15 protein-coding genes are annotated in these 18,528 nt (G+C 61.3%); 6 read left to right on the top strand and 9 right to left on the bottom strand.

Going from position 1 to position 18,528, the window contains the following annotated elements:
- Positions 1 to 114: 114 nt before the first annotated feature.
- The 3 genes from EC919_RS25620 (at position 115) to EC919_RS25610 (ending at position 2,585) form a co-directional block, all read left to right on the top strand.
- Entirely contained in the window at positions 115 to 1,227 is a 1,113-nt protein-coding gene (locus EC919_RS25620; protein WP_133777086.1) for an OmpA family protein, read from the top strand.
- 48 nt (positions 1,228 to 1,275) lie between these two features.
- Positions 1,276 to 1,923, top strand: coding sequence for a pyridoxamine 5'-phosphate oxidase (gene pdxH, locus EC919_RS25615; RefSeq protein WP_133777085.1), 648 nt, complete (start codon positions 1,276 to 1,278; stop codon positions 1,921 to 1,923).
- A 197-nt stretch (positions 1,924 to 2,120) separates the two neighbouring features.
- The gene (locus EC919_RS25610) at positions 2,121 to 2,585 is read left to right on the top strand and encodes a glycine zipper 2TM domain-containing protein (protein WP_037012225.1); all 465 of its coding nucleotides are present in this window, start codon (positions 2,121 to 2,123) and stop codon (positions 2,583 to 2,585) included.
- A gap of 117 nt (positions 2,586 to 2,702) precedes the next feature.
- Here EC919_RS25610 and EC919_RS25605 read toward each other — a convergent pair whose 3' ends face one another.
- The 3 genes from EC919_RS25605 to EC919_RS25595 form a co-directional block, all read right to left on the bottom strand.
- Positions 2,703 to 4,316: an NAD(P)/FAD-dependent oxidoreductase gene (locus EC919_RS25605; RefSeq protein ID WP_133777084.1), complete on the bottom strand. Its 1,614-nt coding sequence runs from the start codon at positions 4,314 to 4,316 to the stop codon at positions 2,703 to 2,705.
- Positions 4,317 to 5,100: 784 nt separating this feature from the next.
- Entirely contained in the window at positions 5,101 to 5,781 is a 681-nt protein-coding gene (locus EC919_RS25600) for a hypothetical protein (RefSeq protein WP_133777083.1), read from the bottom strand.
- Between the two features lie 62 nt (positions 5,782 to 5,843).
- On the bottom strand, positions 5,844 to 6,443 hold the full coding sequence (locus EC919_RS25595) for a short chain dehydrogenase (RefSeq protein WP_133777082.1): 600 nt from the start codon (positions 6,441 to 6,443) through the stop codon (positions 5,844 to 5,846).
- A gap of 105 nt (positions 6,444 to 6,548) precedes the next feature.
- On the opposite strand from EC919_RS25595, the gene EC919_RS25590 reads away from it, so the two are divergent.
- On the top strand, positions 6,549 to 7,457 hold the full coding sequence (locus EC919_RS25590) for a LysR family transcriptional regulator (protein ID WP_133777081.1): 909 nt from the start codon (positions 6,549 to 6,551) through the stop codon (positions 7,455 to 7,457).
- 771 nt (positions 7,458 to 8,228) lie between these two features.
- On the opposite strand, the gene EC919_RS25585 is transcribed toward EC919_RS25590, so the two are convergent.
- The 5 genes from EC919_RS25585 to EC919_RS25565 all read right to left on the bottom strand — a co-directional run bounded on the left by EC919_RS25585 (position 8,229) and on the right by EC919_RS25565 (position 13,225).
- On the bottom strand, positions 8,229 to 8,930 hold the full coding sequence (locus EC919_RS25585; RefSeq protein WP_037012216.1) for an ABC transporter ATP-binding protein: 702 nt from the start codon (positions 8,928 to 8,930) through the stop codon (positions 8,229 to 8,231).
- Positions 8,931 to 9,698 (bottom strand): high-affinity branched-chain amino acid ABC transporter ATP-binding protein LivG, encoded by a 768-nt coding sequence (gene livG, locus EC919_RS25580; protein WP_065992627.1) that lies wholly within the window; start codon positions 9,696 to 9,698, stop codon positions 8,931 to 8,933. It abuts the gene before it with no gap.
- Entirely contained in the window at positions 9,698 to 10,960 is a 1,263-nt protein-coding gene (locus EC919_RS25575) for a high-affinity branched-chain amino acid ABC transporter permease LivM (protein WP_133777080.1), read from the bottom strand. The genes livG and EC919_RS25575 overlap by 1 nt, the downstream gene beginning before the upstream one ends.
- On the bottom strand, positions 10,957 to 11,883 hold the full coding sequence (gene livH, locus EC919_RS25570) for a high-affinity branched-chain amino acid ABC transporter permease LivH (RefSeq protein WP_133777079.1): 927 nt from the start codon (positions 11,881 to 11,883) through the stop codon (positions 10,957 to 10,959). The genes EC919_RS25575 and livH overlap by 4 nt, the downstream gene beginning before the upstream one ends.
- Positions 11,884 to 12,097: 214 nt before the next feature.
- Positions 12,098 to 13,225: a branched-chain amino acid ABC transporter substrate-binding protein gene (locus EC919_RS25565; protein WP_133777078.1), complete on the bottom strand. Its 1,128-nt coding sequence runs from the start codon at positions 13,223 to 13,225 to the stop codon at positions 12,098 to 12,100.
- Positions 13,226 to 13,552: 327 nt separating this feature from the next.
- On the opposite strand from EC919_RS25565, the gene EC919_RS25560 reads away from it, so the two are divergent.
- Both EC919_RS25560 and EC919_RS25555 read left to right on the top strand, forming a co-directional pair.
- Positions 13,553 to 13,852: a DUF2288 domain-containing protein gene (locus EC919_RS25560; RefSeq protein WP_133777077.1), complete on the top strand. Its 300-nt coding sequence runs from the start codon at positions 13,553 to 13,555 to the stop codon at positions 13,850 to 13,852.
- Positions 13,853 to 14,120: 268 nt separating this feature from the next.
- Positions 14,121 to 15,479 (top strand): spinster family MFS transporter, encoded by a 1,359-nt coding sequence (locus EC919_RS25555; protein WP_133777076.1) that lies wholly within the window; start codon positions 14,121 to 14,123, stop codon positions 15,477 to 15,479.
- Between the two features lie 178 nt (positions 15,480 to 15,657).
- Here EC919_RS25555 and rapA read toward each other — a convergent pair whose 3' ends face one another.
- The gene (gene rapA, locus EC919_RS25550) at positions 15,658 to 18,504 is read right to left on the bottom strand and encodes an RNA polymerase-associated protein RapA (RefSeq protein WP_133777075.1); all 2,847 of its coding nucleotides are present in this window, start codon (positions 18,502 to 18,504) and stop codon (positions 15,658 to 15,660) included.
- Positions 18,505 to 18,528: the final 24 nt, after the last annotated feature.

Raw genomic sequence — 18,528 nt, 5'->3', positions numbered from 1 at the left:
TTAAATCTGGATAACGCAGCCGTAGGGCGGTTTCTTTTTCCAAAACGGTCTTTATGCGTGTTATATGAGCGCTGCTTCGTTCATTTTCTGATCAATTATTCATGTGGGTCACCCATGTCAGCTAACAAAAGCCTCGCATTCGCCATCTGCCTCGCCGTCACCGGCTGTGCGCAAACCCCTCAGGACCCGTCGGCCAGCAATGACCACTGGTGGTCGTTCGGTTCAGGCAAAGGCGCCGATGCCGCTCCTGCAGCCCCAGCCCCAGCCCCGGGCCCGGCGGCTGCACAAGTGGCGAAAGCCCAGGCCGAAACCGGTACGCGCTGGTACTGGCCGTTTGGCTCTGACCACGGCGAGACCGAGAAGAAACCAGAGGTCGCCGCCACTCAACCGGCTGCCGCTCCGGCCGTTGCCCAGGCCGGCGACGCCAACAAGTGGTGGTGGCCGTTCGGCGCAACGGAAGCCAAAAAAGACGCTGCACCGATCGTTCCCAAAGTCGACCCGAAAGTGACCCAGGCCTGGCTTGATCTGAACGAGCCGAAGGTCCGCGAAGCGATCAAGGACAGCCAGTTCCAGCTTGAGCGCCGTGACGACATCCTGGTGGTGACCGCGCCGGTCGACAGTACCTTCAACCCGAAGCGTCCGGAAATGCTCCTGCCAACCAACCTTGGCCCCATCAGCCGTATGGCCAAAATCGTTGAAGTCGACCCGCGCGCCGCCGTTCTGGTGTTGGGCCACAGCGATGTCGCCAGCGATGCCGACCTCAAGATCAGCCAGCAGCGCGCACAATCGGTCGCGGCGATTTTCCGCCTCAGCGGCCTGCAGCGTAACCGTCTGAGCCTGCGTGGCATGGGCGCCGATATGCCGCGTGCAGCCAGCGACAGCGTGCCGGGTCGCGCACTCAACCGTCGTGTGGAAATTATCCTGACGCCGCAAGACACCATGGTTGCCCAGATGGCCAAATACAACTTGCCGCCTGCGCCAACCCTGCTGGCCGTGCAAACCGCCAACGCGCCGGCACCGGCCCCGGTTGCTGCACCGACCAAGGCTGCTGCGCCTGCCAAGTCGGCTGCACCGGTGAAGAAAGCCGCTGCAACCAAGGCTTCCGCCGCCAAAGCGCCTGCGGCCAAAAAAGCACCGGTGAAGAAAGCTGCGCCGGTAAAAGCCAAGGCAGCGCCTGCGAAAGCCGCGGCCAAAAAGCCTGCCCCGGATGCTCAAGCCAGCAACTGAGGTTAAGATCGGGATTCTGTTCACGGATCTCGATTAAGGAAGGCAGTGATGAGCCAGCGTCTGGCCGATATGCGTCGTAACTATGCCCGCGAAGGTTTGACCGAAGCCCAGGCTCCGGAAGAACCTTTCGCACTGTTCCATCGCTGGTTCAACGAAGCGGTCGAAACCGAGCAAGCGCCGGTCGAGGCCAACGCCATGACGCTGGCAACCGTTGACCCCGACGGTCGCCCGCATTGCCGTGTCCTGCTGCTCAAAGGACTGGACGCTCAGGGCTTCACATTCTTTTCGAACTACGAAAGCGCCAAGGGCCAACAACTGAGCGCCCGTCCTTTTGCCGCCATGACCTTCTTCTGGCCCTCGCTGGAACGTCAGGTGCGCATTGAGGGCCGCGTGTCCAAGGTCAGCCACGAAGAATCCGACGCCTACTTCCAGGTCCGCCCCCTCGGCAGCCGCCTGGGTGCGTGGGCATCGCCGCAAAGCCGAGTGATCGCCGACCGTGAAGAACTCGAAGGCTTGCTCAAAGCCACCGAGGCGCGTTTCATGGACACCCAGCCTGACTGTCCCGATCACTGGGGCGGCTATCGTCTGGTGCCGGATCGCATCGAATTCTGGCAGGGCCGTCCAAGCCGTCTGCATGACCGCCTGAACTACCGTCTGGTTGAAGATCAGTGGCAGCGCGAGCGTCTCGCACCCTGACCGCTGTTCTTCGGATCAGCCACAGGATCTCTGTCACACTTTTCTTTGAATCAATTTCAGGCGCCGTCGTCCACTGAAGTAGACGTCGACGGGTTGCTGTATTACGCCTGAATAAACGTAAATTATCGGTACAGGACCGTGACATCCCTTGGCGTCGCAGAGTCTAATGGCTACCTGTTCCTCTGGAGATAACTGTTATGCGCAAGTCTGTTCTGTTGGTTGCTTCGTTCACCGCCATGGCGCTGACGCTGGGCGGCTGTACTTCAAGCCTCACCGGCGACTCGTACTCGCGCGACGAAGCTCGTCAGGTGCAGACCGTACGCCTGGGTACCATCGAATCGTTGCGTCCGGTAAAGATTGAAGGCACCAAGACTCCGATCGGCGCGGGCGCTGGTGCGATCGTCGGCGGCGTGGGTGGCAGTGCCATCGGTGGCGGTCGCGGCAGTATCGTGACGGCCGTGATCGGTGCGGTCGCCGGTGGTCTGCTGGGTTCCGCGGCGGAAGGCGGCCTGACCCGTGCTCAAGGCGTCGAGATCACCGTGCGTGAAGATGACGGCACCATGCGTGCTTATGTGCAGGAAGTTCAGGAAAACGAGATCTTCCGTGTAGGTGAGCGTGTTCGCATCATGACCGTCAACGGCACCAGTCGCGTCAGCCACTAAAGCGCGCTGTAAGGCCCGAAGCTGGATGTAAACGTCCGCTTGCGAAAACGCCCCGATGACTCGGGGCGTTTTGCATTTCAGCACGCTGTCTCAGCACAGGCTTTGCGTTGTAGTGGCTTATTCAGTGATGCCCAGGATATTTCGGGCCAGCGCTTCGGCGATGCGGATCCCGTCGACGCCGGCCGACAGGATGCCGCCGGCATAGCCTGCGCCTTCGCCCGCCGGGAACAGACCTTTGACGTTCAAGCTCTGCAGGTCTTCGCCACGGGTGATGCGCAGGGGCGAGGAGGTGCGCGTTTCGATGCCGGTGAGGATCGCATCGTGCTGCGAAAATCCTCTGATCTGCTTCTCGAACGCAGGCAGCGCCTCCCGAATGGCTTCGATGGCGAAGGCGGGCAATGCGTCGGCAAGGTCGGTCAGCTTGACGCCCGGCTTGTAGGAAGGCTCGACGCCGCCAAGGGCCGTCGACGCTTTGCCCGCGATGAAATCGCCTACCAGTTGCGCCGGGGCTTCGTAGGTTTCGCCGCCCATGATGTAGGCGTGGGACTCCAGACGCTCCTGCAGTTCGATGCCGGCCAGCGGGCTGCCTGGGTAATCCTGCTCGGGCGTGATACCCACCACGATGCCGGAGTTGGCGTTGCGCTCGTTGCGCGAGTACTGGCTCATACCGTTGGTCACCACGCGGTTGGGCTCAGAGGTCGCCGCCACCACGGTGCCACCGGGGCACATGCAGAAGCTGTACACCGAACGGCCGTTCTTGGCGTGGTGCACCAGCTTGTAATCGGCAGCGCCAAGCTTCGGGTGACCGGCGTACTTGCCCAGTCGCGCGCGGTCGATCAAACCTTGCGGGTGCTCGATGCGGAAGCCGACCGAGAACGGTTTGGCCTCCATGAACACGCCGCGCCTGTGGAGCATGCGGAAGGTGTCGCGGGCGCTGTGGCCCAGCGCCAGAATGACGTGCCGCGAGTCGATGCGCTCGCCGCTGTCGAGCACCACGCCTTGCATCTGGCCGTCCTCGATCAGCACATCGGTGACGCGTTGCTGGAAACGCACTTCGCCGCCCAGCGCTTCGATCTGATGACGCATGTTCTCGACGACGCCGGTCAGCCGGAAGGTGCCGATGTGCGGCTTGCTGACGTAGAGGATCTCTTCCGGCGCGCCGGCCTTGACGAACTCGTGCAGGACCTTGCGACCGATGAATTTAGGGTCTTTGATCTGGCTGTAGAGCTTGCCGTCGGAAAACGTCCCCGCGCCGCCCTCGCCGAACTGCACGTTGGACTCCGGGTTGAGCACGTTCTTGCGCCACAGGCCCCAGGTGTCCTTGGTGCGCTGACGGACTTCGGTGCCGCGCTCCAGAATGATCGGCTTGAAGCCCATCTGCGCCAGCAAGAGGCCGGCGAAAATCCCGCACGGGCCGAAGCCGACTACCAACGGCCGCTGGCTCAGATCGGCAGGGGCGTGGCCGACGACCTTGTAACTGACGTCTGGCGCCGGGCCGATGTGTTTGTCGTGGCTCAGGCGCTGGAGCAGGGCGGCTTCGTCACGCACCTGAAAGTCGATGGTGTAAATGAACTGCAGCTCGGTGGATTTCTTGCGCGCATCGTAGCTGCGCTTGAACAGGGTGAAATCCAGGAGCTCGTCGCTGCCGATGGCCAGGCGTTGCAGAAGTGCGGGGCGCAGCTCGTCGTCCGCGTGGTCCAGCGGCAGTTTGAATTCGGTGATTCGTAACATTGAAAGATCCGGTTTCGGGCCGCAGGATCGGCCCGGCAGCACTACAAGAGCGCGCGATTATAAGCCACATTGGGCGTGATGCGGTGGTCGCAGCGTACAAGCTCACGTGTGCAGGAGCGCACTTGCCCCCGATCTGGCGCGAAGCGACAGCAAACCGGTGCAGGGGCTGTGTCAGGAGAACCCGGGCGTCAGGCCTCACGACTGCTGCGCAGCCGATCGCGGGCAAGCGCGCTCCTACAGTGGATTTTTCGTTGGCCGGGATTTCAGCGTCGTGCACAAAACCTGTGGGAGCCGGCTTGCTGGCGAAGGCGGTGTGTCAGTCCAAATGGACGGCACAGGTGGACCGCATTCGCGGGCAGGCGCGCTCCCACAGTGGATTTTCGTTGGCCGAAATTTCAGCGTCGTGCATAAAACCTGTGGGAGACGGCTTGCTGGCGAAGACGGTGTGTCAGTCGAAATGGATGGCACAGGTAGACCGCCTTCGCGGGCAAGCGCGATCCTGCAGTGGATTTCGTTGGCCGGGATTTCAGCGTCATGCACAAAACCTGTGGGAGCCGGCTTGCTGGCGAAGACGGTGTGTCAGTCGAATGGACGGCACAGGTAGACCGCATTCGCGGGCAAGCGCGTTCCTGCAGTGGATTTTCGTTGGCCGGGATTTCAGCGTCATGCACAAAACCTGTGGGAGCCGGCTTGCTGGCGAAGGCGGTGTGTCAGTCGAAATGGACGGCACAGGTAGACCGCGTTCGCGGGTAAGTGCGTTCCTGCAAGGGGCCGGGGTGAGCGGTTAATCGTTACGCATCGCGCCGAAATATGCGCAACCGCGCTGAACCTGGCCATTGACCCGCAGTTCGGCGGTCAGGTGCTGCACCGAACCGTTCGACGGATCCACACAGCGCAGCGGCGCGACATAGAGCTCGACGTGCTGGTTGTTGGCGTCGGTGATCAGGTTGAAGCGGCCCTCGGGCATCTGCTCTTCCATGTACGGCACGGCGAACGGCTCTTTGCCTTCGCGCTCAAGCACCAGACCCTTGCCGCTGGCGTTCAGGTTCCATTTCGGACCGTTGCCGCTGGCATGAATCGTCAGGCGCTTGAAGTTCGGGTCCTCGCAGGCACCGCTCGGGCGCTCGACGCGGTAGAGCTGGTAAATGTCGCCCTGACCGTCACTGCCCTGGGCTTTGCTGGCGACGAAGTTGCCGCGTACATCGGCGAACGCCTTGCCGTTCTTGTCCACCACCGAAGCGGCTTCCTGCAGGACGCCGGTGTTGCCCTTGTCGGTCACCGCATAGCGACGCTGTTCGTTGCACGGGGCGAAGAACAGTTTGCCGCCGTCACCGCTGAGGGTGCCCTGCATGCGGATCATGCCGGCGGTCGACACCTTGCTGTCACTGGACGACATGGGCATCAACTGGCAACCGGCAAACAGGGGCAGCAAAGCGAACATCAAGGCAGAACGAGCAGCGGACATGGGGCGGTCTCCAGACAAGTGCCGCCACGTTACTCAGCCTGCGCGCTCATCACAAGGGGCGATTAGCCGACGCGATACGTCTGTCCGGTTTGTAGCCCTTCGACACTTTTTGCGTACGCCAGTGCGACATCCGCTGCGGGAACCGGCTTGAAGCCTCGGAAGTACGGCGCATAACTGCCCATGGCTTCGACCAGCACATTGGGGCTGACCGAATTGACGCGCATGCCCCGCGGCATCTCGATGGCGGCGGCGCGCACGAAGGCGTCGATGGCGCCGTTGATCAGGCTGGCAGACGCCCCGGTGCGAATCGGATCGACGCTGGTGATCCCGGTGGTGAAGGTGAACGAGGCGCCGTCGTTGGCAAATTCCCGACCGATCAGCAATAGATTGACCTGACCCATCAGCTTGTCGCGCAGGCCCAGGGAGAAGGAATCGGCCGTCATCTCGCCCAGCGGGGCGAAGGTGACATTGCCGGCGGCGCAAATCAATGCGTCGAAAGGGCCTGTCCGTTCGAATAGTTTGCGGATCGAGGCGCTGTCACTAATATCGACGTGCTCGTCTGCGTCGGTTCTGCCGACGCGAACGATCTCGTGGCGTGGCGCCAACTCTTTCTCGATCGCCGAGCCGATGGTGCCGCTTGCGCCGATCAATAGAATTTTCATGATGCGGTTTTCCTCTGGTATGGATCAGGCGCTCAGTGTGAGTCGCCTTTTCCCACCGAAACAGGGGCTAAACGGCAATCCCGGTTTGTCAGAAAGGAAACAATCATGAGCGAAATGGACGACCTGGCCGCGTTTGCGATGCTGGTGGAGGCCAACAGCTTCACCCTGGCCGCGCAATGGCTGGACACCAGTACCAGCCAACTGTCCAAGCGCATCAGCAAACTGGAAAAAAACTTCGGTGTGACGCTGCTCCATCGCACCACCCGCAGCCTGACGCTGACCTCGGCGGGCGCCATCCTCCTGCCCGAGGCCCGCGCACTGCTGGCCCAACGTGACCGCGTCCGCGACGCCATGGCCTATCTGAGCGAAAGCCTGATCGGTACCGTGCGCCTGACCGTGCCGGTGTCGTTGGGCGAAACCTTCTTCGAAGGCCTGCTCACCGAATTCGCCCAGACCTACCCCGACGTGCAGGTGGAACTGGACCTCAACAACCACTTCCGCGACATGCGGCGTGACGGCTTCGACCTGGGCATACGTTCCAGCGTGGGAATCGACGAACGCCTGGTGGCCAGGCCGTTGCTGTCGCTCCAGGAACTGACCTGCGCCAGCCCGGCCTACCTCGCTCGACACGGCACCCCGCAAACCCCGGAAGAACTGCGCGTGCACCGCTGCCTGCTCAACAGCCACCACACCGGCCGCGAATCGTGGGCCTACCACCAGAAACATGAACTGACCCGCGTCAACGTCCGCGGCACCTTCGCCAGCAACCACTACGGCCTCCTGAAAAAAGCCGCCCTGGTCGGCGCCGGCATCGCCCGCCTGCCGTCATACATGGTTCATGAGGAACTGAAAGAAGGGCGACTTGACTGGTTGCTGCGTGATTACCAGACGCCGGTTTCATCCCTGTACCTGGTCCACCCCTTCGAAGGGCGACTGCCGAGGCGGGTGCAAGTCATGGCGGATTATTTGAACGAATGGTTTGAGCGCAGCACGGCAGCGTTGGAAAAACTCTGACGGCGGATGGGATTGGTTTTATTGTCGGGGCGAGAGCAGAGCTAGCGCAGAGCGTCACAGGATGCATTCCCACGCGGAGCGGGGGAACGATCAGGCTGGTTTAAACAATCAAAATTGATGGCGCAGCCACTGGCCTCTTCCCGGCTAAAGCCGGTCCCACGAAAAGCAATGCATGCAATCAGCGGGACCGGCGGCGACCCCTGTAGGACCGGCTTTAGCCGGGAAGCCCTTGATCTGCGTAGTGCTTTTGATCTTCAAACACAAAAACCAGACGACATCAATGGATGCATTCCCAGGCGGAGCGTGTGGAACGATCAGGCAACCGCGGGGCCCGTAGGAGCCGGCTTGCTGGCGAACGCGTCTATTCAGCCGATGCAATCGTGGATGACACACCTCGTTCGCCAGCAAGCCGGCTCCTACAGAGGATGCGTTCCTCCAGTAACACCGCGTACACCTGTAGGACCGGCTTCAGCCGGGAAGCCGTTGCTTTTGATCTTCAAACACAAGATGCCCAGACACCGCAAACGCGACTTTGGTGCAGGCTGAACGCAGGTCTCGTGGAGTGGGCCGAGCCGCATGGATGCGGCGAGAGCGCCGTCAGGACATGGATGTCCGTTCGGCGCGGGCCCACGGAGCGAGACCGGAGTGAAGGAACCCCGAGGAACGAGGGGCCCAACCAGGAGCAAGCACCCTTGGTTACTTGGGGTGCTTTTCCAAGTAACTCGCCGAAGGCGAAACGTCTGCCCTCAGGCAGACGCCCTTGATCCTGCTTTACCCGCCTAAATAAGCATCCCGCACTTTCGGATCGACCAACAACTCCGCCCCCGACCCCTGCATCACCACCCGGCCATTCTCCAGAACATACGCACGATCAGCGATCTTCAACGCCTGATTCGCATTCTGCTCCACCAGAAACACCGTCACCCCATCCCGCCGCAACTGCTCAACAATCTCGAAAATCTGCTGAATAATAATCGGCGCCAGACCCAGCGAAGGCTCATCCAGCAGCAACAGCTTCGGCTTGCTCATCAACGCACGCCCGATCGCCAGCATCTGCTGCTCGCCGCCGGACATCGTCCCGCCGCGCTGATTGAAACGCTCCTTCAGACGCGGAAACAGCTCAAGGACCTTATCCATCTGCACCTGATAGTCGTCCTTGTCCGTGAAGAACCCGCCCATCGCCAGATTCTCCTCCACTGTCAGGCGGGCGAACACACGACGGCCCTCCGGCACCACCGCAATACTCTTGCGCATGATCACCGACGACTCCAGACCCACCAGCTCCTCACCCATATAGCGGATGCTGCCACTGTGCGCGCGCGGCGAACCGCACAGCGTCATCAACAGCGTCGACTTGCCCGCGCCATTGGCGCCGATCAGCGTGACAATCTCACCCTGCTGCACATCGATACTGACACCGTGCAATGCCTGGATCTTGCCGTAGAACGTGGAAACGTTATCGAACTGCAGCATTTACGCTTCCCCCAGATAGGCTTTGATCACTTCAGGATTGTCACGGATCTGCTCGGGCGTGCCATCGGCCAGCGGCGTGCCCTGATTGATCACCACGATGTGGTCGGAAATGCTCATGACCAGCTTCATGTCGTGCTCGATCAGCAACACCGTCGCGTTGTGCTCGTTGCGCAACACGCCAATCAGCGCTTTCAGGTCTTCGGTTTCTTTCGGGTTCAGACCGGCCGCCGGCTCGTCGAGCATCAGAATGCGCGGGCGCGTCATCATGCAGCGGGCGATTTCCAGACGGCGTTGCTGACCGTAGGCCAGCGTGCCGGCAGGACGGTTGGCGAATTCCTTGAGATCAACGGCTTCCAGCCAATGCTCGGCGTACTCCATCGCCTCGCGCTCGCTCTTGCGATACGCCGGCGTCTTGAACAGGCCGGACAGGAAATTGGTGTTGAGGTGGCGGTGCTGGGCCACCAGCAGGTTTTCCACCGCCGTCATTTCCTTGAAAAGGCGCACGTTCTGGAACGTTCGCACCACGCCTTTACGAGCGATCTCATGACCGGCCAGGCCCTGAATCGGCTCGCCGTCCAGCAGAATCGTTCCGGAGGAGGGTTTGTAGAAGCCCGTCAGGCAGTTGAACACGGTGGTCTTGCCGGCGCCGTTCGGGCCGATCATTGACACAACCTGCTTCTCGTGGACGGTCAGGCCGACGCCGTTGACGGCCAGCAGACCGCCAAAGCGCATGCACAAGCCGGACGCTTGCAAAAGTGGACGGCTCATCAGCGCTCCCCCTTGAGTTTCATGACGGGACGCTGCATCGGCAGGAAGCCCTGGGGACGCCAGATCATCATCAGCACCATCAAGGCGCCGAAGCCGAGCATCCGGTATTCGCTGAATTCGCGAAGCAGTTCAGGCAACAGAATCATCACGACTGCGGCGAGGATCACCCCCAGCTGCGAGCCCATGCCGCCCAGGACCACGATGGCGAGGATGATCGCCGACTCCAGAAAGGTGAACGACTCCGGCGTAATCAAACCCTGACGCGCGGCGAAGAAGCTGCCGGCGAAACCGGCGAATGCAGCGCCGAGGGTGAAGGCCGACAGCTTGATGATGGTCGGATTCAGACCCAGCGCGCGGCAGGCGATTTCGTCTTCACGCAGGGCTTCCCAGGCGCGGCCGATGGGCATGCGCAACAACCGGTTGATCACAAACAGTGCCAACAGCGCCAGCAGCAGGGCGATCAGGTAGAGAAAGATCACCTTGTTGATGGAGTTGTAGGGCAGGCCAAAGTACTCGTGGAAGGTCTGCATGCCTTCAGCCGCCTTGCGCTCGAACGACAGGCCGAACAGCGTTGGCTTTTCGATGTTGCTGATGCCGTTGGGGCCGCCGGTGATGTCGGTCAGGTTACGCAGGAACAGGCGAATGATTTCACCGAAGCCCAGCGTCACGATGGCCAGATAGTCGCCGCGCAGCCGCAGGACCGGAAAGCCCAGCAGGAAGCCGAACGTCGCCGACGCCAGCCCCGCCAGCGGCAGGCAGACCCAGAAACCGAAGCCGAAGTAGTGCTGCAGCAGGGCGTAGGTGTACGCGCCCACGGCGTAAAAGCCGACGTATCCCAGGTCGAGCAACCCGGCCAGACCGACGACGATGTTCAGGCCCAAGCCGAGCATCACGTAGATCAGGATCAGCGTCGCGATGTCCACTGCACCGCGCGAGCCGAAGAACGGCCACACCAGGGCAGCGATTACCAGCGCGCCGAGGAACCAGCGTTGGGTCGAAGGCAGGGTCAGGAAGTTGCTGGTCTTGTCGGACATCAGCTGTTTCTGCGGACGCGAACGCCACATGGCGCTGATCTGTTCGTTGAACAGCACGCGCAGGAACATCAGAAACGCCGCGGCGAAAATCAACAGCACGGTGGTGTTACTGGCGCCGACCACCGCGAGATTGATCCCGACGATGTCCAGTTTGAGCCCGAGGATCGGGTAAGCGACGAGCAGCACCAGCACTGCGCTGAAGAGGGCCGATTTGAGATTCCTGGTCATACTTTTTCAACCTCCGGACGGCCGAGCAGGCCGGTTGGCCGGAACAACAACACCAATACGAGAAGACCGAACGCCACCACATCCTTGTACTGGTCGCCAAAGATGTCGGCGCCGAAGGCTTCGGCGATGCCCAGCACCAGACCGCCGAGCATCGCGCCCGGGATACTGCCGATGCCGCCCAATACTGCTGCGGTGAAGGCTTTGATGCCGACGAGGAAACCCGCGTTGGGGTTGATCACGCCGTACTGCATGCTCAGCAGGACCGCAGCGACCGCAGCGAGAGCGGCGCCGATGACAAAGGTCAGGGCGATGATGTTGTTGGTGTTGATCCCCAGCAGGTTGGCCATCTTGATGTCTTCGGCGCAGGCGCGGCAGGCGCGACCCAGGCGAGAGCGGGAGATGAACCAGGTCAGACCGAGCATGGCCACCAGCGTGACGACGAAGATGAGGATCTGCATATACGAGATCACCACTTCATGGCTGCTGCCGGGGCCGAAAACGAAGTTGCCGGGAATGAGGTTGGGGATCGATTTGTCTTTCGAGTCCTGCGACAACAGCACGGTGTTCTGCAGGAAAATCGACATGCCGATGGCGGAAATCAGAGGGATCAAACGGTTGCTGCCGCGCAGCGGGCGATAGGCAACTCGCTCGATGGCGTAACCGTACGCGCTGGTCACCACAATACTGGCGATGAAGGCTGCGGTGATCAGCAGGGGCAGGCTGTCCAGGCCAAGCATGGTCAGACCGGCGAGGGCGATAAACGCCACATAGGAGCCGATCATGTACACCTCGCCGTGGGCGAAGTTGATCATGCCGATGATGCCGTAAACCATGGTGTAGCCGATGGCAATCAAGGCGTAAGTGCTGCCAATGGTCAACCCATTAACCAGCTGTTGAAGAAAGTGATAGAGATCTATCGGCATTGCTGAGTGCTCCTAAAAACCTGCCTGGTGTTTCACTGGTGAAGTCTTTTCCCGCTCGCGCGTCGTGATCTACGTCCGCGTCCGGCACGAGCCCAGTGGTTCACTGGTGCGGTTTCAAGATGTTCAGGGATCGGAATTCTTGTGAAATTCGCTGCCCGGCTAAAACAAAGCCCACTGCGGATGCAGTGGGCTTCGGGTAAGCATGAAGGCTGCGTTATTTCACAGGGGCTTCAGTCTTGGTGCCATCTTTGTGCCAGGTGTAAACGACGAATTTGAAGTCTTTCAGGTCACCCTTGGCGTCGAAGGACAGATCACCGGTAGGGGTTTTGAAAGTACCGGCGTGGATAGCTTCAGCCACTTTCGCGGTGTCTTCGGACTTGGCGGTCTTGATCGCGTCGGCGATCACTTCCACGGCGGCGTAGGCCGGGAACACGAATGGACCGCTCGGGTCTTCTTTCTTCGCGGCGAATGCATCAACCAGCGCCTTGTTGGAAGGATCCTGGTCGAAGGATTTTGGCAGGGTAACGAGCAGACCTTCGGACGCGTCCTGAGCGATCTGCGAGATGGACGCATTGCCCACGCCTTCCGGACCCATGAAGCCGGCTTTCAGGCCCTTTTCCTGCGCCTGACGCAGGATCAGACCCAGTTCAGGGTGGTAGCCGCCGTAGTAGACGAAGTCGACATTGGCTTGCTTCATCTTGGCGATCAACGAGGAGAAGTCTTTGTCGCCAGCATTGATGCCTTCGAACATAGCGACTTTCACGCCATCTTTTTCCAGGGTCTGTTTCACGGCGGTGGCGATGCCTTCACCGTACTGCTGCTTGTCGTGAATGACCGCAACGATTTTCGGCTTGACCTGCTTGGCGATGTACTCGCCAGCGGCCGGGCCTTGGGCGCTGTCCAGGCCGATGGTGCGGAAGATCATCTTGTAACCGCGGGCGGTGATTTCCGGGCTGGTGGCTGCCGGGGTCACCATGATGATGCCTTCGTCTTCGTAGATGTCGGAAGCGGGCTGAGTGGAGCTGGAGCAGAGGTGACCGACCACGAACTTGACGCCGTCATTGACCACTTTGTTGGCGATGGCGACCGCTTGTTTCGGGTCGCAGGCATCATCGTATTCAACGGCTTGAAGCATCTTGCCGTCCACGCCGCCTTTGGCGTTGATCTGCTCGATGGCCATCTTGGCACCGCTAAACTGCATGTCGCCGTATTGGGCCACAGCACCGGTTTTAGGGCCGGCGATGCCGATCTTGATCGTGTCAGCTGCGAACGAGTGACTGGCAACCCCCGCCAGAACCAGTGCGGCAAACAGTTTGGAAATCTGATTAATACCTTTAGTCATGATGCTCCACTCTTGCGTTATCGTTTTTATAATCCTGACGGCCAAGGCTGCAGGACCGGATTAAATCTCAAGGCCCCACCCCCACCAACTGTACCGGAACAGTTTAGAGCGCCGGCTGAGCGCTTGAATAGCTGGCTGCGTGGGGCAAAACCTGTAGATGTCGCTTAATCGACAGAAAGATACACAATCAAGCCGGCGGTTTTGCCCTGTGGATCGACGAACCGGTCGGCTGGCGCGAACTCTCCTGCAATCAATCACTTGAATCCGGGTTTGTCGGTACCGAAGGCAGCGCTATCATTGCGCCGATTTCCAATACGGTGAAAACCCATGACGCAAGAACCTAGCACCCTCTATGCCAAACTGCTCGGCGAAACCGCTTCGATTACCTGGAAAGAATTGCAACCGTTCTTTGCCAAGGGTGCCCTGTTGTGGGTCGAGCCGACGCTGGATTTGATCGCCGTTGCGCAGGCATTTGCCGAGAACAGCGAGGCACAGGTGGCGGCGTGGGTAGCGAGCGGGGAAGTCGGCAAGGTCTCTGAATCAAAGGCCCTGGATCTTCTGGAGCGCGATCCGCCGCTGTGGGCTGTGGTCGTCGCGCCCTGGGTGTTGATCCATGAGAGGGCGTGACTCGGCTCGCTGCTCGATAATGGTGCGCCGGATGATGGCAAAGTGGGTAGGGCGGTAACTCCCAGTGTGTCGCCGGTAGCGGAATCTCTCATCGACCGCGCGCTTTACGTGCAGGTGCGGGAGATCCCTGTTGGATTGTCTGGCGAGTCTTACATGGGCCGGTATCAGCGGGGCGAATGTTCACAGACAGGCCGCGATGGGGTGACTAGATTTCATGCAAAGCGGGCGTTATCCGGGACAGCCCCTATAACAAGAAAGAGATCGCCCCATGGATCAATCGACTCAGGCAAGGAACGCTTGGCGCGTTCTGTTTCTGCTGTTTCTGGCCAACCTGTTCAACTTCTTCGACCGCACGATTCCCGCGATCATCATCGAACCCATTCGCAAGGAATGGCTGCTGAGTGACTTCCAGCTGGGCATCATCGGTACCGCCTTCACGCTGGTGTACGCAGTGGCCGGCCTGCCATTGGGGCGCATGGCTGACAACGGCTCGCGTCGCAAGTTGATGGGCTGGGGCCTGGCAGTGTGGAGTGGCCTGACCGCGGTGAACGGATTGGTCGGCAGCTTCTGGGGGTTTCTGCTGGTGCGCATGGGCGTCGGGATCGGCGAGGCCAGTTATGCACCCGCGGCCAACTCGCTGATCGGCGACCTGTTCCCGGCCCATCGCCGCGCCCGGGCCATGGGCATTTTCATGCTCGGCCTGCCACTGGGCCTGCTGCTGGCGTTCTTCACCATCGGCGCGATGGTCCAGGCGTTCGGCAGTTGGCGCGCGCCGTTCTTCATCGCAGCGGTGCCGGGGCTGGTGCTGGCAGTGTTCATGTTCTTCATTCGCGAGCCGGCCCGGGGCGCCGCTGAAAGCGTGGCCATTTCTCAGCAGAAAATCGATCGGCCGATCCGCCGCGTGCTGTCGATTCCTACGTTCCGCTGGCTGGTGCTCGCCGGTCTGGCGTTCAACTTCGCCACGTACGCGTGCAACTCGTTCATGGTGCCGATGCTGCAGCGATACTTTTTACTGCCCTTGCAGGAAGCGGCGATGGCCACCGGCATGATCGTTGGCGTGACCGGACTCGTTGGCCTGACCGTCGGCGGATGGGTGGCGGACAAGCTGCATCAACGCTGGAGCAACGGCCGCTTGATGTTTGCCGCCATGAGCATGGTGGTCGCGACGCTGTGTACCGGTTATGCCCTGCACGCCGGGCGTATCGAGATCGGCGTGTTCGTTGGCGTGTTCAGCCTCGGCTGGCTGTTTTCCTACAACTTCTACACCTGCGTTTACACTGCCATTCAGGACGTGGTGCAGCCCCGGCTGCGCGCGACGGCCATGGCGCTGTTTTTTGCCGGTTTGTATTTGCTGGGCGGCGGCCTGGGGCCGGTGGTGGTGGGCCTACTGTCGGACCATTTTGCCCACTCGGCGATGTACGCCGCTCAGGTCGAGCAGATAACCGAACCGTTCAAGGCGGTGGGGCTGCACGATGCGATGTACTTGATACCGGTGGCGTTGTTTTTTGCGCTGGTGTTTCTGGTGCGCGCGTCGAAGTGTTTCAGCGTCGATGCGCAGCGGATGCGCGAGGGGATGGTGGCGGATGAGCCGGTGGTGGGTCTAGAGGTGAAGCCGTCGGCGGCTTGAGCGGTTTCGCCTATGGATCAGGTTAATCCGGTCTCCTGTAGGAGCGCGCTTGGTCTGGGCCGCAACCGGACGAAGGCGTCAGCACGGACAACCACTGTGCGTCGGATGTACGGACTTCTTCGCGGGCAAGCGCGCTCCTACAGGTTTTGTGTTCGCCGCGGATTCGCGGCGAACCTTTTTACCCCGCCACCAGCACCCGAATCGCTTCCAGGCGCAGCGCGGCTTTTTCCAGCATCGCCAGGCCTTGCTCGCGTTGTTCGCGCAACGCCGCCAGTTCGCTGTCGCGGACCGTCGGGTTAACCGCTTGCAACGCGGTCAGACGCGCCAGCTCTTCTTCGGTGTCTGCCGCCAGACGTCGCTGGGCTTCCGCCACACGTTCAGCGTGCTTCGGCGCAATCTTGCTTTCAGCAGCGTTGATTTGCGGGTTGAGCACGTCGCGCTGGGCCTGAATGAACTTGTTGGCGCTGGCCCGGGGCACGCTCTCCAGCTGATCGTTCAGGGTGGTGAAGGACACGCGGCCCGACAGGTCGTTGCCGTTGCCGTCCAGCAGGCAACGCAGCGCGGCTGGCGGCAAGTAACGGCCCAGCTGCAGCGAGCGCGGCGCGACCACTTCACTGACGTACAGCAGTTCAAGCAAAACGGTGCCGGGTTTCAGCGCCTTGTTCTTGATCAATGCCACGGCGGTGTTGCCCATCGAGCCGGACAGCACCAGATCCATACCGCCCTGCACCATCGGGTGTTCCCAGGTGATGAACTGCATGTCTTCGCGGGCCAGCGCCTGATTACGATCGTAGGTGATGGTCACGCCTTCGTCGTCGCCCAGCGGGAAACTGGCGTCGAGCATCTTCTCGCTTGGCCGCAGAATCAGCGCGTTTTCCGAGTGGTCTTCGCTGTCGATGCCGAACGCGTCGAACAGGGTTTCCATGTAGATCGGCAGAGTGAACTGATCGTCCTGCTCAAGGATGGCTTCCACCAGCGCCTCGCCTTCGCCCGCGCCGCCGGAATTGAGCTCCAGCAGACGGTCGCGGCCGGTGTGCAGTTCGCTTTCCAGACGCACGCGTTCGTCGCGGGCCTCGTTCACCAGCGCCTGCCAGTCGTCCTCGTCGCCGCCTTCCAGCTGCGGCAAGAGGCGCGAACCGAACTGATGCTGCAGGGCATTGCCGGTTGGACAGGTATTAAGGAAGGCGTTGAGCGCCTCGTGATACCACTGGAACAGCCGCTCTTGCGGGCTGGTTTCCAGGTACGGCACGTGCAGCTCGATGATGTGCTTCTGGCCGATCCGGTCCAGACGACCGATACGCTGCTCCAGCAGGTCCGGATGCGCAGGCAGGTCGAACAGCACCAGATGATGGGAGAACTGGAAGTTGCGACCTTCACTGCCGATCTCGGAGCAGATCAGCACTTGGGCGCCGAACTCTTCGTCGGCGAAGTACGCCGCCGCGCGGTCGCGCTCCAGGATGTTCATGCCTTCGTGGAAGACCGTCGCCGGAATGCCCGAGCGCACGCGCAGCGCATCTTCCAGATCCATCGCGGTTTCGGCGTGGGCGCAGATGACCAGCACCTTCACGCGTTTGAGCATTTTCAGGGTGTCGATCAGCCATTCAACGCGCGGATCGAAGCGCCACCAGCGTTCTTCTTCGCTGAGCTCGCTCTGGGCCTGGAAGCTGACTTCCGGGTACAGGTCGGCGTGTTCGCCAATCGGCAACTCCAGGTATTCAGCCGGGCAGGGCAGCGGATACGGGTGCAGTTTGCGCTCCGGGAACCCTTGCACGGCAGCGCGGGTATTGCGGAACAGCACGCGGCCGGTGCCGTGACGGTCAAGCAGTTCCCGGATCAGGCGGGCACTGGCTTCGGCGTCGCCGGCGGCAACGGCGGTCAGCAGCGCTTCGGCTTCGGCGCCGAGGAAACCACGGATAGTCTCGTTGGCCTTGGGCGACAGCGTGCCTTTATCCAGCAGCTCCTGAACGGCTTCGGCCACCGGACGATAGTTTTCGCTCTCGGCGCGGAAGGCGTGCAGGTCGTGAAAGCGGTTCGGGTCCAGCAGGCGCAGACGGGCGAAGTGGCTGTCCTGGCCGAGCTGCTCGGGGGTCGCCGTGAGCAGCAGCACACCGGGAATCACTTCGGCCAGTTGCTCGACCAGCGAGTACTCGCGGCTGGCCTTTTCTTCGTGCCAGACCAGGTGGTGGGCCTCGTCGACCACCAGCAGGTCCCAGCCCGCCGCAAACAATGCGTCCTGGGCTTTTTCGTCTTCAACCAGCCATTCCAGCGACACCAGCGCCAGTTGCGTGTCTTCGAACGGGTTGCTGGCATCGCTCTCGATGAAGCGTTCGGCGTCGAACAGCGCGACCTGCAAGTTAAAGCGGCGGCGCATTTCGACCAGCCACTGGTGCTGCAGGTTTTCCGGCACCAGGATCAGCACGCGATTGGCGCGGCCTGACAGCAACTGGCGGTGGATGACCAGACCGGCTTCGATGGTTTTACCCAGCCCCACTTCGTCCGCCAGCAGGACCCGCGGCGCGATACGGTCGGCGACTTCGCGAGCGATGTGCAACTGGTGCGCGATGGGTTGCGCGCGCACGCCGCCCAGGCCCCACAACGAGGACTGCAGCTGGCGGCTGGTGTGTTCGAGGGTGTGATAACGCAGGGAGAACCACGGCAGGGGGTCGATCTGCCCGGCGAACAGGCGGTCGGTGGCCAGGCGGAACTGAATGAAGTTCGACAGCTGGGTTTCCGGCAGGGTCACGGGCTGGTTCTGCGCGTTGAGGCCGTGGTAGACCAGCAGGCCGTCGACGTCGTCGACTTCGCGGACGGTCATCTTCCAGTTTTCGAAGTGGGTGATGGTGTCACCCGGCGAGAAGCGCACCCGCGTCAGCGGCGCATTGCGCAAAGCATACTGGCGCGTGTCGCCAGTGGCCGGATAGAGCACGGTCAACAAGCGGCCGTCCTGAGCCAGAACGGTGCCCAAACCCAGCTCGGCTTCGCTGTCGCTAATCCAGCGTTGCCCCGGTTGATACTGCTGCGACATGCTGCCTGACTCCCGCCTTGAAAA

This window comes from Pseudomonas graminis (assembly GCF_004364335.1).
Lineage (GTDB): Bacteria > Pseudomonadota > Gammaproteobacteria > Pseudomonadales > Pseudomonadaceae > Aquipseudomonas > Aquipseudomonas graminis_D.
The sequence above is the reverse complement of the archived record's forward strand: the minus strand, read 5'-3'. Positions and strand labels throughout refer to the sequence as shown.

Coding starts and splice junctions, on each gene's coding strand:
- EC919_RS25620 (WP_133777086.1), top strand. CDS start 115: ATGTCAGCTAACAAAAGCCTCGCATTCGCCATCTGCCTCGCCGTCACC.
- pdxH (WP_133777085.1), top strand. CDS start 1,276: ATGAGCCAGCGTCTGGCCGATATGCGTCGTAACTATGCCCGCGAAGGT.
- EC919_RS25610 (WP_037012225.1), top strand. CDS start 2,121: ATGCGCAAGTCTGTTCTGTTGGTTGCTTCGTTCACCGCCATGGCGCTG.
- EC919_RS25605 (WP_133777084.1), bottom strand. CDS start 4,316: ATGTTACGAATCACCGAATTCAAACTGCCGCTGGACCACGCGGACGAC.
- EC919_RS25600 (WP_133777083.1), bottom strand. CDS start 5,781: ATGTCCGCTGCTCGTTCTGCCTTGATGTTCGCTTTGCTGCCCCTGTTT.
- EC919_RS25595 (WP_133777082.1), bottom strand. CDS start 6,443: ATGAAAATTCTATTGATCGGCGCAAGCGGCACCATCGGCTCGGCGATC.
- EC919_RS25590 (WP_133777081.1), top strand. CDS start 6,549: ATGAGCGAAATGGACGACCTGGCCGCGTTTGCGATGCTGGTGGAGGCC.
- EC919_RS25585 (WP_037012216.1), bottom strand. CDS start 8,930: ATGCTGCAGTTCGATAACGTTTCCACGTTCTACGGCAAGATCCAGGCA.
- livG (WP_065992627.1), bottom strand. CDS start 9,698: ATGAGCCGTCCACTTTTGCAAGCGTCCGGCTTGTGCATGCGCTTTGGC.
- EC919_RS25575 (WP_133777080.1), bottom strand. CDS start 10,960: ATGACCAGGAATCTCAAATCGGCCCTCTTCAGCGCAGTGCTGGTGCTG.
- livH (WP_133777079.1), bottom strand. CDS start 11,883: ATGCCGATAGATCTCTATCACTTTCTTCAACAGCTGGTTAATGGGTTG.
- EC919_RS25565 (WP_133777078.1), bottom strand. CDS start 13,225: ATGACTAAAGGTATTAATCAGATTTCCAAACTGTTTGCCGCACTGGTT.
- EC919_RS25560 (WP_133777077.1), top strand. CDS start 13,553: ATGACGCAAGAACCTAGCACCCTCTATGCCAAACTGCTCGGCGAAACC.
- EC919_RS25555 (WP_133777076.1), top strand. CDS start 14,121: ATGGATCAATCGACTCAGGCAAGGAACGCTTGGCGCGTTCTGTTTCTG.
- rapA (WP_133777075.1), bottom strand. CDS start 18,504: ATGTCGCAGCAGTATCAACCGGGGCAACGCTGGATTAGCGACAGCGAA.